Source organism: Paenibacillus sp. W4I10 (assembly GCF_030816325.1).
Taxonomy (GTDB): Bacteria; Bacillota; Bacilli; order Paenibacillales; family Paenibacillaceae; genus Paenibacillus; species Paenibacillus amylolyticus_B.
In genome coordinates this window covers 3,128,731-3,143,654 of the sequence record NZ_JAUSXX010000001.1, presented here as the reverse complement: position 1 = coordinate 3,143,654, position 14,924 = coordinate 3,128,731, and the positions used below count along the sequence as shown (strand labels likewise).

Below are 14,924 nucleotides of genomic sequence, written 5' to 3'. Positions count from 1 at the left end.
ATTGTGGTGGGGCTTTCAGAGGTTTTTTTTGATGTGTGAGCTAAAAGGGGATTAACTTACCGATTTGAAACATATGGATATAGAGACGGGAAGCAATCGTTTGAAATGTATGTTGGATGCATGCAAGCATTGAGAAAGGAGAGTTGTTCTGTGAAAGATCCGCAGCTTCGTGCTTACGCCCCGTTTGTGGGGCCGTTTGACCCTTGTCCGCCTGTAGAGATTCGAACGTATCTGGTTCCTCCGCAATTATTTATTCCATTTCAACCTATGGGCTGGCCGCAATACAGTCCGGCAGAAGCGTTAAGACTGGGAACATTATGGCCTGCATTATACAGCCCTTATACACCAGCAAGATCGAAAGGGAGGAAGGTGGAATTGGATGGAGCCTGAAGTGCCCAAAGCCTGTGATGCAAGGTATTATGAGCTGTTAGAGGAGCTCCAGGCACTGGACTTTGTATTAGTTGAGCTGAACCTATATCTGGACACTCATCCGGGTGACTTTCAGAGTATTGAACAGTACAACAAATTCAGTCAGGAGCGCATGAGAGTTGCACATGAATTTCAACAATTGTACGGACCGCTGATGAACTTTGGTCATGCATTCTCCAAATATCCATGGGAATGGTCACAGACACCGTGGCCATGGCAAGTGTGAAACAATCTCCTCGGGTTTCCGTGCAAAATTGCCACGCCGGGGACTCGGGGAATATGCCAGCAATTTCAAATTCATTCTAAAAGGAGGGCTCTGCATGTGGGTGTATGAGAAAAAATTGCAGTATCCTGTTCGGGTTAGCAAATGTGATCCTCATATGGCAAAATTGCTGGCTGAACAATATGGAGGAGCCGATGGTGAGCTGGCGGCAGCTCTGCGGTATTTGAACCAGCGGTATACCATTCCGGATAAAATTATCGGGTTATTAAATGATATCGGCACAGAGGAATTCGCTCACTTGGAAATGATTGCTACCATGATCTACAAGTTGACCAAGGACGCGTCGGTAGAGCAACTGGAAGAAGCGGGACTCGGGCCTAACTATGCTCAGCGTGATTCTGCTTTATTTTACACGAATTCCTCAGGTGTACCTTTTACTGCAGCATACATTGCTTCGAAGGGAGATCCGATCGCGGATTTGTACGAGGATATTGCAGCAGAAGAGAAAGCCCGGGCTACATATCAATGGTTAATCGATCTGACCGATGACGTGGATCTGCAGGATAGTCTGAAGTTTCTGCGGGAACGGGAGATCGTGCATTCCTTACGTTTCCGGGAGGCCGTGGAGATTCTGAAAGACGATCGCGATACAAAGAAGATTTTTTGAACAGGTGAAAAATAGGAACCTGGCAGTCCGGTGAGGGCTGCTTTTTGCTTTGAAGAAATGGAGAGGCTGGAAGAAGTGTATGTGCTGAAATGTGGATTGCTTACATATAAAAAGACGATCCTCTTTGGAAGAAAGAGAACCGTCCTGTTTATTATATTTTGGCGAAGTAAGGCCTAATATTCAACCACCATGGCAACATTTTGCCACCCGGCTCCAACGGTCCAGAACAGAACTTTGTCACCACGCTGAATCTGACCAGTAGTAATCGCTCGATGTAATGCAATGAACGGACTGCTGGTTGAAGTATATCCGAACTCATCTCCGATATAGACGGCAATATCGTTACCAATGCCGATGTTTTCGGATACAGCCCGAATGTTACTAATAGATAGTTGGGAGAAGCAGGCGGCTCTGATCTCATCTGGTCCAATCTCGTTACGTGTCAGCAAAGTACGAATGGACTCGGAAGCGGCATCCACACAGATGGAATCATCAAATGGGATGAATTTCACATGAAAGGCACCCGCATCCACACCTGTTTTGCCGAGCTTTGCCAAGCCTTCTGCAGGAAAAAGAGAATTACCATACACACAGGTATCCGTCTGATAGATGGAATCAATGAAACCGACAGCATGTTCATCCCGCTCTACAATAACCGCCGCTGCTGCATCACCGAAATTGGCGAAGTATACGGGATCATCGGGACTGGCGTGAGGAGCCACGTAATCCGAGCCGATGATTAATGCCCGGCGAATTCGAGGATTGCCCAGCATCTGCCGGCTAACCTGTTCGAAAGCAGCGGTCATGCCTGCACAGTTCGCGTTACTGTCAATACAGATCGTGTGAGAAGCTCCGTTAATCAGGCGATGGATCATCAGGGAATTCGTAGGAAAGATGTATTCTGGCGTTTGGCTTGCATAAGCAATCAGATCAATATCTGCACCGGTGAGTCCGGTTTTTTCCAGTAGGTTACTGGCTGCCTCAAAGGCCATGCTTAGTGAATTTTCGTCATCGTTGTCAATTTTATAACGTGTATCACGACCAAGTGCCTGTAACAATCCACGAATATCTACACCTCTTACATCAAAATGTTCAATATAAAAATCATTGTGCACCTTGGTTGCTGGATGATAGATATCGATATCTACAATACGAATTCCGGCCATCTTCATTCTCCTCTTGAGCGGAAGGGTGAATTCACAGCTTGTCCGCCTGGTTTATTAAGTGGTAACGGTAGATATGATTTCGAGATTGTCCAGACCGACTGACCGGCCGAGCCGGGACAATTGCATTTTTAGAATCGCGTTGTTCTCGAGGGTCAACACGACTTTTTTATATTCATCTTTTTTGAACAATTGAAGACAGCCTTCCAGAAGAGGAACAATCTCCGGAGCAGTAACATTCAGCTTTTTGCAATCGATGTTCAGGTCATACTCCTTGGTGTTAATAGGAGCGATCGTATCCTGATAGGCCGAGATGGAACGCAAACCGTCTTCTTGAGAGAATGAACCCTCCAGTTCAATGTTTAACACCTTGTTCGGAACGTCAGTCTTAAGAATGAAATTTCCCATGTTTGATCTCTCTCCTTTAAATGAGTTAAGGCTATCCTGTTAATGGATATACAGCTCCATAGGACCTTTGCTGAAAGCTTCTAAGATGAGAGCTGATTCGAAGGATAATTTAACCATATTATAAAGGTAGGAATGTAAAAAGATCAATAAAAAAGTCGAATCATGTATAAAAATGTAGAAAAGTGAATTATTGTATTTCGTCCAAGGTGGCAAGCAAAATATTAAATGCACTTATAATGCGTGGAGCACCCACACATGGCGCCAGATGTAGCAATATTCCCTTGAGCTGATCCACCGTCACTCCCACGCTTAGAGCCATCGTGTAATGTACGCCCAATTGTTCATACTGTCCTTGGGTGATCAACGAAGAGATGATAGCAACTTCCTTCCATTGATCCGTAATCGTGGTGCGCTGAAAAATGTCCCCGTATGCCGTCCCCATAATAAATTCCGATAATTCGGGAAAATGTTCTTTGATGGGTGCGAGGGCTCTTGCGCCGTACTCCCCCGAAAGTTTTGCGAAACGGTCTAGTCCCTGAGCTACATGTTCACTCATGATATGCTCCTCCTAATTCAAAGTTACGGTGCGGTGAGCCGTGGGTGGAATTTCATCTCGATCGGTCAGAAGCTCAATTACAGTTACCTGATTTAACGTCTGGGCTGTGTTCAGCGCAGATGAGAATTCAGCAAGAGTTTCTGCTCGAAACGCAACCGCACCGAGAGATTCGGCGAATTTGGCTGCATCCATAGGAACTTCATATAATGTGCCATCGATTCTGCCTGTTGTTTTTTCCATCCCTTTGAGTGCCATGTCCAGTTGTTTGTTGTTAACAACAATGAAGATGACGTTCAGGTTGTTGCATACCGCGGTATTGATCTCCGTCCCCAGCATCATGAAACATCCGTCACCGGTGATACATACAACGGTCTCTTCAGGTGAAGCGGCCTTTGCACCTATCGCCATACCAATGGCGTTCCCCATACAGGCAAAGTACGCGTCAAACACAAAGCTGCCTGGTTTCTTGACTTTATATCGCTGGACCGCATGAAATCCATGGCTGCCATCATCAACAAACAGCTTATGATCGTACGGAAGCAGATCGCTCATTCCGTCCAGCACAGAAGCCAGAGACAGTTGGGGGAGATCTGGTAAAGGGACAGTGTAATCCATGGGTGCAGTGGTTCTCACAGGAGTAGGGAGGTCTTTTAATGTGCCCAGCAAATATTGCAGGTTGTCCTTCAAATCACCGGTGATATGTAAGGTTTGAGCGCTCAGAATCTTGCCTACAAACGTAGGATCAGCGTCAAATTGAATGAGGTGTACCGGATGATGTTCAGGCTTCAGATTGCAGAGGGTCATGTCACTCAGACGTGAACCGAGTACGATATAAAGGTCACTTTGGTTCAACGTGTCGTCTGCATGCGGGAAACCTCCAACACCACAAGGTCCATGGTACAGGGGATGGTCCCACGCAATCGCTCCTTTTCCACCAGGAGTAGTAATGACGGGAATGTTGAACGATTCAGCCAATTGAAGCAATTCATCATGGGCTCTGGCGCGACTTACACCTTTACCAGCAATAATTAAAGGGCGGTTGGATTGTTGAATGAGAGGAAGAATGCGATTCAGATTAGATACGCTAAGCAGAGGTTCCGGTTCGGGAATGACAATCCGGCATTGGGATAACAGCTCGGTCTGTACGTCAAAAGGAATACAGAGGTGAACAGGGCCTTTATTAGGGCCGAGTGCAATGGAAAGGGCATGATTCAGCAGTGTGCCGAAGTGATCTCCACGCTCAACCAGTTTACTGAATAGCGTAGCAGGCTTGAACATCTCGGCCAGATCAGCCAGATAGGAAGAAGAATCCTGACACTGGGGGAGCCCCAGTTCCTGAATGGATTGATGACCCGTAATAAACAGTACTGGCAGATTGTTGGCCTTTGCATGGGCTGCTGCAGTAAGCAGATTGGTTCCGCCTGGACCGGATGTGGCAAAGGCAACGCCGAGTTTACCTGTCTGTAATGCATAACCGGATGCGGCAAAACCTGAGCTGGATTCATGACGGCCTGGAATGAACTCTAATCCGTAATCCACCATTTTCAGTACAGCAGGACAGATGGATTTACCAATAATACCAAAGACATGAGTAACGCCTAGATTACGCAGAGTTTCTGCCAAATAGTCCGCAACTGTTCTCATGCGGGACACCTCGCTTCATGAAATAGGTTATTAGAACCATACGCATATTCCATTTGTTGAATGCAAGTTACTATCTAAGGTTGTAAGAGGAAATATTCATTGTTATTAGGAAGAGTATCTTTTTTTGTGGTTTTTTGTCAACCTGTTTTTGTGAGTCTAAATTCCTGATTCTTAAGTTGGTAACGCTTTAAGTGTTGCTGGATAAAGTAAAAATAATTGGTTATATATCCCTGCAACGAATTACCCAATATTTACGAGGTTACAAATAATGTAAAAATATGACTCCAAATGATGAATTTCAGTCTCTAATAGCGACTTGAAAGCTAGAGATTTATCTTTTTTCGTATCAACGCATCGCATTCGCAATTCTTTGCTTTCTGCTATACTGGAAAGGAATTGGGAGGGGATGGAATGACAGTCATCAAGATGGCTCTGATTGGGCTGGGTAAAATGGGATTACATATGGTTCATCTAATCGAGAATACAAAGATGGACACGGAGATTGAGATTGTAGCGGTATGTGATGCGAATGAGGAAGGTTTGGCATCTTTTGCAGCTTCTCATCGGGGAGTTAGGACGTATACGGATTATAAGCAATTGATGAATGAACATCAGATTGATCTGCTGTATATTGCAGTTCCGCCGAAGTTTCATTATCCGGTTGTCATGGAAGCGCTGGAGCGCAAAATTCATGTGTTCTGCGAGAAACCACTTGCCAATAGTGTAGAAGAAGCCAAAAAAATGCTGGATGCAGCGGAGCAGGCGGGCGTTGTTCATGCCATCCACTTCTCTATGCCGCATGAACCTTCTGTGCTGAAGTTGCAAGAGATGATTGAGCAGGGTACTGTGGGGGCCATTCGCAAAATAGATCTGATTCTGCAATTCCCGCAGTGGCCACGATCATGGCAACAGAATGCATGGATTACGAGCCGGGAACAGGGTGGATTTATTCTTGAAGTGGGGATTCACTGGATTCATATGATTCAAAAGGTGTTTGGTGCCATCCGGGTAGTGAACACTCAGGTTCAATATCCTGAGAATGGTGACTGTGAACTAGAAGTACAGGCTGCAATGGAATTGGAAGACGGGACCCGAATTCAGCTAAACGGGATCTCTCAATTTGCGGGGGAAGAACGAGTATCCATGGTGGTGTACGGCACAGAAGGCACGATTGCCCTGGAAAATTGGGAAGATTTGAAGACGGGTCTGGTGGGGCAGCCGCTTTCTCCTGTGGAAGTGCTGGAATCCACCAGTGAATTGCCGGTTCTTAAACATGTCATTGCCCGTATACAAGGCAAACCTGCTAAGATATATGATTTTAACGATGGGTATCAGGCACAATTGATACTGGAAGCGCTACGGAACACGGAACAATCAGGATAAGAAAAGGAGTGTCAGGTTTTTTCATTTCGAAGTGCCTGCCGTACCTCTAAATGTATCAGCTCTCCTTAACACCAAGAAGCATCGCAGTGGCCCAGGTGTGCCAGTCTGCGATGCTTCTTTCTTTTGTTTTGGCGCAGGATAGAGCATATATACATTCTATCGGTATGTTGAATCAGGTCACGCCAGCTTGAATCGCTTAACCAGCTGATCAAGTGCATCCGACATTTCATTCAACTGCTTGGACGTGTCAGACATTTCCTGCAGAGAAGCAAGTTGTTCCTCCGTCATCGCAGATACTTCTTCTGTAGCTGATGCAGTATCTTCCACAACAGCCGATACTTCATTGATGGACCTCATCACAGCCTCACTACCGGAAGTTAACTCCTCGACAACAGCAGATACCTCCAGAACTTCACCACTGAGGTTATGAATATGCTGAGTAATAGTTGAAAAAGCATTACCTGCATCCTCAATGGTCCGCAACCCTTCATTCACATGTAGAGTACTCTCATCAACCACCTGCACCGTACTTTGAACACCTGTTACCACGGTTTCCAATATACTTGTAATCTCTTTGGCTGATGTTGCACTTTGGTCTGCAAGATTGCGGATTTCCGCGGCAACGACAGCGAAGCCGCGTCCATTTTCCCCAGCGCGGGCCGCTTCGATTCCGGCGTTAAGTGCAAGCAGATTGGTTTGTCTCGCAATACCCGACATTGAATCTGCAATGTTGATCACTTGATCAGACATCTTCGAAATTTCATTAATGGCTTCCTGTACAGAGAAGAAGGATTGCTCAATGGAACTCATTTTACCTACAGCATTATCAATGCGCTGTTGCCCATCCACGGCAATGGATTCGGTACGAACTGCACGGCCTGCCACGTCACTTGCTGATGAGGCGACGCGATTAAGGCCATTGAGGGATTGCTGCATCGCAGCTACCATGGTTTGCGTAAGAGCAACCTGTTCATCAGCGCCTTCAGCGACGCGTTCCATGGCAGTAGCAACCTCTTTTCCTGCAAGATGGCTATCGGCAACCCCTTTATCCAATCGATCCGAAGCTGTGCTCAGAATCATGGCATTGCTCTGAACGTCCAGCATCATTTGCTGCAAACCAGTGAGCATTGTATTGGCTGCCTCCGCGAGTTCACGAGTTTCGTCTTTCATTGGCGTAGCGATTCTCAGTGTCAGGTCACCATTGGAAGAACCGATGTCATTTAACGCCTGCTTTACGGTACGAATGTTTCTAACAATGGCACGTGACAGGACCAAAGCAGTGATGAACGAGATAATGGCGACAACGATAAGTGCCCCATACAGTTCCAAGTTCAGTAGTGTGTTTTTCTGCTTCAGTGCTTCTGTACGGTTATCGGTTAACGTATGCTCGTTGGTTCGAAACGTATCGAGAGCAGTGCGAATCTGGTCCATGTCTCTTTTACCTGGATCATCTGCGAAAAAATCTCGAATGGCCTGTGTATTATTGACTTGGCGAAGGGCGACCATAGGTTCACCAGCGACCTGGACCCAGTTCTCCATATTAGTATGTATGTCTTCCAAAAGTGCAAGCTGAGCCGGATTATCCGAAATTAAAGCAGCAAGTTCATCTCTGAGTGTAATAAGTTGCGCTTTTCCCTGGGTGTAGGGATCGAGATAATTGTCCTGACCAGTGATGATGTAACCGCGTTGACCTGTTTCCATATCTACCATGTTTCTTTCGAGTTCATAGGTGAGGGCGTGTACCCTCATATCATGATCGACCAGAAAATCCAGTTCCCGTTGGAGCTGACTTGTGCTGTTCTGAATCAGCAGGATGCAACCAGCCAGTACAGCCAGTACAAGTAAATATCCTAATCCGATCTTATAAAAAATCTTAAAGGTCTTTCGCTTTTTCATGTTTGTTATTCCTCTCTATGGGGTATATGTAGTTGTCGAAAAAACCGGAAATGTGATAATTATAGGTCTTTAGATTAGGTGTCTAAAGCACTATTTTTTAGTATTATACGTAAAGAAACTTCTTTTGTATATAGTTTGTTTAACTACAATATAATGTTTGGTTGATGTTGTATAAGGTTGGGGTTGATGATGTTTTCCAATCGTTGGTTTACACGTTCAAACGTTATGTTTATCATGGGAAGGGAACGATTCCAATTACATATACAATATCCCAATCCGAAAGGAACATTGGACATGAATAAAGAGAAGGTATTGCTCAAACCGGAAGCGATGATTTTTGACATGGATGGTACGCTGTTCCAGACAGAGACCCTGTTGTTGCCAGCTTACCAGCAACTATTTGATACATTGCGTGCCGAAGGGCACTTTGAAGGAGAAACTCCACCCGAGGAACGGATGCTGGGAAGTTTGGGCATGTTGCTCGAAGATATATGGAAAGTGGTTATGCCTGAGGCGTCGGAAGCGGCACATCGCCGTGCAGACGAACTGTTGCTTCAACTGGAGATTGAGGGGCTTGATCAAGGAAGTTCTCAATTGTATCCTGGGGTGAAGGAAACGTTGCAAGCATTAAAACAACAAGGAGTGCGTCTTTTTGTCGCAAGTAATGGGCTGGAGGACTATGTGAAGGGTGTGGCGTTTGCACACGAGATTATGCCTTTCTTTGAAGGGGTATACAGTGCAGGCCAGTACAAGACTCCTTCCAAGATTAATCTGGTGCAGATCCTGCTTGAGAAACATCGTATTCAGGACGCATGGATGGTAGGGGATCGCTCTTCCGATGTGGAAGCGGGTAAAATGAACGGTCAGGCGGTCATCGGCTGTGCCTATGCCGGGTTCGGACGTGATGAGGAGCTTGCAGGCTCGGATGTGCTCATCTCTGATTTTACAGAACTGCTGCGTCTGTATGATGAAGCAGAGTAGCCTCTACGCTGTATACGTATACTGAGATTTAAGATTACGAACCACATGATATGAACCTGTAGACTCAACGGAAATTCGTTGAATACAGGTTTTTTTGTATGATCATGCAGTCACATTCTCCCCTGTAGAAAGTTGATTTCCCTATCCCGCTTTCCTTCATATTCCCTCTATACTTCATTCAAAAGCTATAGGGGGTCCGATTCTGGTGAAACCATCCAAAATACATGCCTATATGTTCATCTTTCCAAGTCTTTTTCTAACTGTTGTATTTGGGATCTATCCGCTGTTATGGGCGCTGCGTTACATGTTCTATGATTATCAAGGCATCGGGACGCCGGTCTTTATCGGGCTTGATAATTTTGGACGCATTTTGCGTGACGGGCAATTCTGGGATTCTGTAGGCAACACGGGTGTGTATGCCCTGGGCAAACTCGTCGTTACGATTCCACTGTCGTTAACTTTGGCGATTATTCTGAATCGCAAATGGAGAGGGCGATCCCTCTTTAGGGCGATCTATTATCTTCCCACTATTTTCAGCGCTTCGGTCATGGCGATTGTATTTTTTATTATTTTCAACTCCTATAACGGAATATTGAACCAATTGCTGCTTAAGTATCATGTGATCTCCGAATCCATTAGCTGGCTGGGGGCTGAACATGCCATGTTAACAACCATCATCATCGCTATCTGGGGGGCTGTGGGCAACTATATGTTGTTGTTCATTGCGGGTCTTCAGAGCATTCCTGAAGAGCTTTATGAGGCGGCATCGTTGGATGGAGCGAGTGAATTTCAGAAACTGCGGAATGTAACGATTCCGTTGCTGGGTCCTGTCTTGCAGATGATCATCATGCTGGCAATTACCACGGCGCTGAAAGGTTACGAGAGCATTATGGTGCTTACCGAAGGGGGGCCGTATGGCAAAACAGAGGTGATGTATCTGTATTTGTTCAAACTGTTGTTTCCCGTGTCGGCTGACACACAATCACTCCAGCAGCTCGGTTATGGGAGTGCAGTCGGTTTCACAACGGCTCTCATCGTAGGGGCTGTGACGCTCATTTATTTCCGGATATCCAAAAAGCTCAATGATGTCTATTAATCCCAATCAGGAGGAAACGATGATGACTCAAAACGTGCTTGCGCCCTCAGGGTCTCCCCAACTCATTCGCTGGACCAAACGAACGGTACTTTGGTTGTTTTTGATCGCAATCGCTCTGCTGTCGCTTTTCCCCATCATACTTGTATTGCTCGGTTCCTTCAAAACGAACCAGGAATTGACCGGAGGAGCTACCATCTGGCCGAAGATTTGGCAGTTCTCCAACTATGCTCAGGCTTGGAAAACCGCCAATTTTTCGGGTTTTACGATTAACAGCGTGTTTGTTAGCATCAGTACAACAGTTGGCACGTTGCTGGTAGCTTCGATGTCAGCCTACGCTGTGGATCGAGTGAATTTCAAAGGGAAAAAGGGGTACACCCTGCTCATGGCATCTACTCTGTTTATTTCCATAGGCGCAGTTGTGCTGCGTCCGCAATTTGACCTCATGGTTAAGCTGGGGCTAAATACCACGTTGTGGGGCGTTATTATTATACTGATCAGCGCACACGCTGCCACATACTTTATTCTGATTGGATTCTTCAAGAGCATCCCGCGCGAACTGGATGAAGCGGCGATGATTGATGGCTGCAATTTCTTCACCACATACTGGCGAATTATTCTTCCACTTCTGCGGCCCGGACTCGCCGTTGCAGGTCTGGGTGTATTCCAGAGTTCTTGGAATGAATATATTCTTCCTTTTGTGTTCACCATGAGCAATCCGGACTTGCAGACTTTGCCGGTTGGACTGGCTAATCTGCGATATGGCATCGGAGCTGCGGCTGAGGTCCAACTGATGATGGCCGGAGCCTGTCTGTCCATTTTGCCGCTGCTCATCGTTTATATTTTTGCCAACAAATCATTCATGCAGGTGACCTTGGGAGCTGTGAAAGGATAGGCGTGAGCACAATCATGGAAACGGTTTTACGGGTAATTCCACTGTGCTATACTCATTTTAATTCACAGCGGACGGGCCAAGCCGTGTTCAAGGAGCGAGCGCCGATGATATTCGACTTTTATAAAATGTCCCTGAAAAAAAGAATACAGCTGCTGTACATTTTTCTCGTTGTCTTGTGCATCAGTGTGACCGGGATATGCTCTTATCTCTTTGCTGCACGAAGCATTGAGCAGAATGCACTTGAACTGAAACAAAGCATTCTGAACAAATCAGTGCAGGTTATGGATGAACATCTGAGGCACATTGTTGTATCCTCTTTTTCTTTTATGCTTAATGAAACGTTCACCCAGGTCATGAAGGACGTGGGAAAAAATAAAACATCTCATTATTATCAGAATCTCTCGTTGCTGCAAACGTCGTTTGCGCAATTGAAGCTCGTAGAGCCACTGATTGATACCGCATATCTGACAACACCCATCGGTGATTTTTTCTCGACCAAAGATTTTCCGAATCGCAATAACTCGTTCGACAGGGAATACGGACGCTACGTGAAGCTGCAAGGCTGGAATACGATGTGGTTTGGTTCACATCAGAGTCAGTTATTCCAATCCCAAGGAAATGTGTTATCTCTGTTGCTCAAACCCATTGTGATCGATAATCATACCTATTCCAATGTCTATATGGTCGTCAATATGAAGGAAGAGGCGATGCGAGACATTCTGACGCAGGATCTCATGAATAACCAGATTCAACTGTTTTTGCTGCACAAAAACGGAAATGAAGTCATTCGGCCCAGGTCCCGAAATTACGATTTCATTATGGAGCCTGACTTTACCCAACAGTTTAGCCTTGACGATGCTGGGAATTTCATCTACAGGAACGATCAGGGAGAGGACATGCTTGTTAACTATTCGGCATTGTCGATGAACGAGGATTGGGTCATGGTAAGTGTACAGTCCAAGGCTGACTTGTTGTCTCCCCTACAAAAGATACGCTGGCTGATTATCCTGATTATGTTGTTTTGCATTTTACTCGCACTCGGGTTGTCCAGGCTGCTGGCCTCCGCTCTGTTGAAGCCATTGAACAAACTGCGACGCCTGATGGTTGAGGTGGAGTCCAATGATCTGGATGTACGGTTTCGCAGCAAGTATGACGATGAAGTCAGCGCCGTAGGGCATCGTTTCAATCGGATGTTGGACCAGATTCAGATTCTGTTTGAAGAAGTACGGACAACGGAGCAAGACAAACGGCGATTTGAAGTCAAGGCGCTTCAGGCGCAGGTTGATCCTCATTTCCTCTACAATACGCTTAATACGATGTTCTGGAAAAGTGAGAGCGGAGAGAAGAAGGATGTAAGTGAGATGATCGTCTCCTTATCCTTATTATTCCGTCTGGGACTTAATGATGGGAAAGACATTACCAGTGTGGAGCAGGAGATCAAACATGTCGAACAATACATGCAGCTTCAGCAAAAATGTTATGAGGATCTGTTCGTTTATCGGATTGAGGTGGGGGACCCGTCTTGTTACGCTGTCAATATTTTAAAAATATTACTCCAGCCCTTGGTCGAGAATTCCATCCTGCATGGATTCAATGACAAAGAAGATTTGGGCGTTATCCTGATCCGCATTGATCGTCAGGGTGACACACTACGGCTGGAGGTGGCTGACAATGGATGTGGGATGGATGTAGCCAGTATCTATGCTGAGGATGTTCCTGACGGGGGACGCAAAGGTTATGCCCTATCCAATCTCCATGGCAGATTAAGCCTGCACTATGGGGATGTGGCCTCGATTGTATTTCATAGCAGTACAGATGTAGGGACAACAGTTGTTATCACGATTCCGATCACCTGAGGAGGGGCAGTATGGGCCAATTGACGATGTGTGTTATGGATGATATCCAGGCAGTTGTAAAGGGCATATCTTCAACTATTCCGTGGGAAGATCATCAGGTTCGGATTGTAGGCACGGCGAATAATGGAGAGCGCGGTTGGTCCTTGTTGCTGGAGCAGCAACCCGACATCGTGATTAGTGATATCAGGATGCCCAAGTTGAGCGGGCTGGAGCTAATGAAGCGGGCATTGGATGCCGGACTGCGAGCCAAATTTATTTTCATCAGTGGTTATTCGGATTTCCAATATGCACAGGAGGCCATCAAGCTGGGTGCATCCGACTATTTGCTCAAGCCGTTTACCCCTGAAGAAATACTCGGTGCGGTGTTGAAGGTAAGACAGGTGATTAAGGAAGAGCAGGCACAGTGCAAACAGTTGGAACAGTTGGAGCAGAAGGTGGAGAGCAGCAACCAGTACGAGCGTCACAGCTATCTCTTGGGCTTGTTGCGTCATGAAATCGGGGGTTTCCTGAATGAAAGTCGCTGGCACGAGCTGCATATTGATCTCGATTCCTCCAATCTTCTCGTGATGGTCATCGAGGTGGATGGTTATACGCGATATGGATACACGATGCATCTGGATGCCGAAATCGTTCCTTTTGCGGTCCAAAATATTGTGGGAGAAACCTTGAACCGTTATACCAAAGGCGTTGTTTTACGGGAAAATCGATACCGGCTTGCCGCGATATTTAACACACCAAGCCAGATCGACGTCTCCGAGCTGCTGGAGCAATGTCGCCAAAATGTGGAGCGATTCAGCAAAAAAACAGTCTCGATTGGTGTTGGTACGATTGCACGCAGACCACAGGAAATCTGGACGTCCTACGCACATGCAGATCAGGCGATATCCTATCGTTTTTACAGAGAAGGAAATTGCATCCTCAAGTATGCTGAACTGGAGAATCAGGCCTGTGTGGCTCCGGTGTATCCTTTGGAGAAGGAGAAAGAGCTTTTTTACGCACTCAAATGTGGTAATGAGAGCACCTGTCACCGCATCATTGATGAAATTCTCGAAGAATGGCAGGTCTCCGAAGGTTTTCCCGAGCCGCTCACGATGATTCGTTTGCTGTCTGGACTGGCTTTTGCCATCTACCGTGCCTTTTGTGATGAGATTACAGCAGAGGAACGCTTGCGTCTGGAGGCAGACCTGGCAGTGCTTGAAGCGATGCGCTCCTTGACGTTTGAGGGCTGGAGGGGATACATCAAGCATTTTAGCAGTATGGGTTGCGAGATTATGGACAAAAAACGACTCACCGATGTCAAACAGGCGATTAGCAAGGCACAGGAATATATCAGTCTGAATCTTGCAGAAAATCTGACGCTGCATGCCTGTGCCCAATCCGTACATTTAAGTCCGAGTTACTTTGCCAATGCCTTCAAAAAGGAAACGGGCATAACGCCGATTCAATATATTACTAAGATGAGGATGGAAAAGGCCAAAGAGTTGCTGGTTGCAGGTGTACAGGTGCAAGAGATCTGCCAGAGGCTGGGTTATGAGGACAGGCCTTATTTCAGCGGTTTGTTCAAGAAATATTGCGGTATGACGCCAACCTGCTTCCGGCAAATGTATGAGAATTGAAACCGATACGGATCGTCATTTTTCCCACCATGCAAAGTCAGAATGTCCCTCACCTCCATGAAAGCGTAGCGATTATCATTACGTTAACGGATAACCAAACGGGTTGTCCAGACA

General features: G+C 46.1%; 14 protein-coding genes. 9 read left to right on the top strand and 5 right to left on the bottom strand.

Annotated features, from left to right (window positions below; translation table 11 throughout):
* The first annotated feature begins 150 nt into the window (after nt 1-150).
* The 3 genes from QF049_RS13945 to QF049_RS13935 all read left to right on the top strand — a co-directional run bounded on the left by QF049_RS13945 (nt 151) and on the right by QF049_RS13935 (nt 1,319).
* Nucleotides 151-390, top strand: a complete 240-nt coding sequence (locus QF049_RS13945; protein WP_307543249.1) for a spore coat associated protein CotJA — start codon at nt 151-153, stop codon at nt 388-390.
* Nucleotides 380-655 (top strand): spore coat protein CotJB, encoded by a 276-nt coding sequence (locus QF049_RS13940; RefSeq protein ID WP_091014607.1) that lies wholly within the window; start codon nt 380-382, stop codon nt 653-655. The genes QF049_RS13945 and QF049_RS13940 overlap by 11 nt, the downstream gene beginning before the upstream one ends.
* A gap of 94 nt (nt 656-749) precedes the next feature.
* On the top strand, nt 750-1,319 hold the full coding sequence (locus QF049_RS13935; protein ID WP_091014606.1) for a manganese catalase family protein: 570 nt from the start codon (nt 750-752) through the stop codon (nt 1,317-1,319).
* 173 nt (nt 1,320-1,492) lie between these two features.
* On the opposite strand, the gene QF049_RS13930 is transcribed toward QF049_RS13935, so the two are convergent.
* From QF049_RS13930 to QF049_RS13915, 4 genes are all read right to left on the bottom strand, one after another.
* Nucleotides 1,493-2,491 carry a 3-oxoacyl-[acyl-carrier-protein] synthase III C-terminal domain-containing protein gene (locus QF049_RS13930; RefSeq protein ID WP_307538130.1) on the bottom strand — a complete coding sequence of 333 codons (999 nt, stop codon included), beginning with the start codon at nt 2,489-2,491 and terminating at the stop codon, nt 1,493-1,495.
* 48 nt (nt 2,492-2,539) lie between these two features.
* Nucleotides 2,540-2,890, bottom strand: coding sequence for a hypothetical protein (locus QF049_RS13925; protein WP_124113814.1), 351 nt, complete (start codon nt 2,888-2,890; stop codon nt 2,540-2,542).
* Between the two features lie 187 nt (nt 2,891-3,077).
* The gene (locus QF049_RS13920) at nt 3,078-3,446 is read right to left on the bottom strand and encodes a carboxymuconolactone decarboxylase family protein (protein ID WP_017689521.1); all 369 of its coding nucleotides are present in this window, start codon (nt 3,444-3,446) and stop codon (nt 3,078-3,080) included.
* A gap of 12 nt (nt 3,447-3,458) precedes the next feature.
* Complete coding sequence (locus QF049_RS13915) at nt 3,459-5,090, bottom strand: thiamine pyrophosphate-binding protein (RefSeq protein ID WP_307538129.1); 1,632 nt, start codon at nt 5,088-5,090, stop codon at nt 3,459-3,461.
* Between the two features lie 411 nt (nt 5,091-5,501).
* Here QF049_RS13915 and QF049_RS13910 point away from each other — a divergent pair, with 411 nt between their 5' ends.
* Nucleotides 5,502-6,473, top strand: a complete 972-nt coding sequence (locus QF049_RS13910; RefSeq protein ID WP_307538127.1) for a Gfo/Idh/MocA family protein — start codon at nt 5,502-5,504, stop codon at nt 6,471-6,473.
* Nucleotides 6,474-6,650: 177 nt separating this feature from the next.
* Here the strand turns inward: QF049_RS13910 and QF049_RS13905 are convergent, their stop codons facing one another.
* Nucleotides 6,651-8,369 carry a methyl-accepting chemotaxis protein gene (locus tag QF049_RS13905; RefSeq protein ID WP_307538125.1) on the bottom strand — a complete coding sequence of 573 codons (1,719 nt, stop codon included), beginning with the start codon at nt 8,367-8,369 and terminating at the stop codon, nt 6,651-6,653.
* Nucleotides 8,370-8,663: 294 nt separating this feature from the next.
* Between QF049_RS13905 and QF049_RS13900 the strand changes: the two genes are divergently transcribed.
* From QF049_RS13900 to QF049_RS13880, 5 genes are all read left to right on the top strand, one after another.
* A complete protein-coding gene (locus tag QF049_RS13900) occupies nt 8,664-9,350 on the top strand; it encodes an HAD family hydrolase (RefSeq protein ID WP_047844222.1) in 687 nt (228 codons plus the stop codon).
* A gap of 205 nt (nt 9,351-9,555) precedes the next feature.
* A complete protein-coding gene (locus QF049_RS13895) occupies nt 9,556-10,446 on the top strand; it encodes a carbohydrate ABC transporter permease (RefSeq protein ID WP_091014599.1) in 891 nt (296 codons plus the stop codon).
* A gap of 22 nt (nt 10,447-10,468) precedes the next feature.
* Entirely contained in the window at nt 10,469-11,338 is an 870-nt protein-coding gene (locus QF049_RS13890; RefSeq protein WP_051447142.1) for a carbohydrate ABC transporter permease, read from the top strand.
* Nucleotides 11,339-11,442: 104 nt separating this feature from the next.
* Nucleotides 11,443-13,194 carry a sensor histidine kinase gene (locus QF049_RS13885; protein WP_307538122.1) on the top strand — a complete coding sequence of 584 codons (1,752 nt, stop codon included), beginning with the start codon at nt 11,443-11,445 and terminating at the stop codon, nt 13,192-13,194.
* An 11-nt stretch (nt 13,195-13,205) separates the two neighbouring features.
* Complete coding sequence (locus QF049_RS13880; RefSeq protein WP_307538120.1) at nt 13,206-14,810, top strand: helix-turn-helix domain-containing protein; 1,605 nt, start codon at nt 13,206-13,208, stop codon at nt 14,808-14,810.
* Nucleotides 14,811-14,924 lie beyond the last annotated feature (114 nt).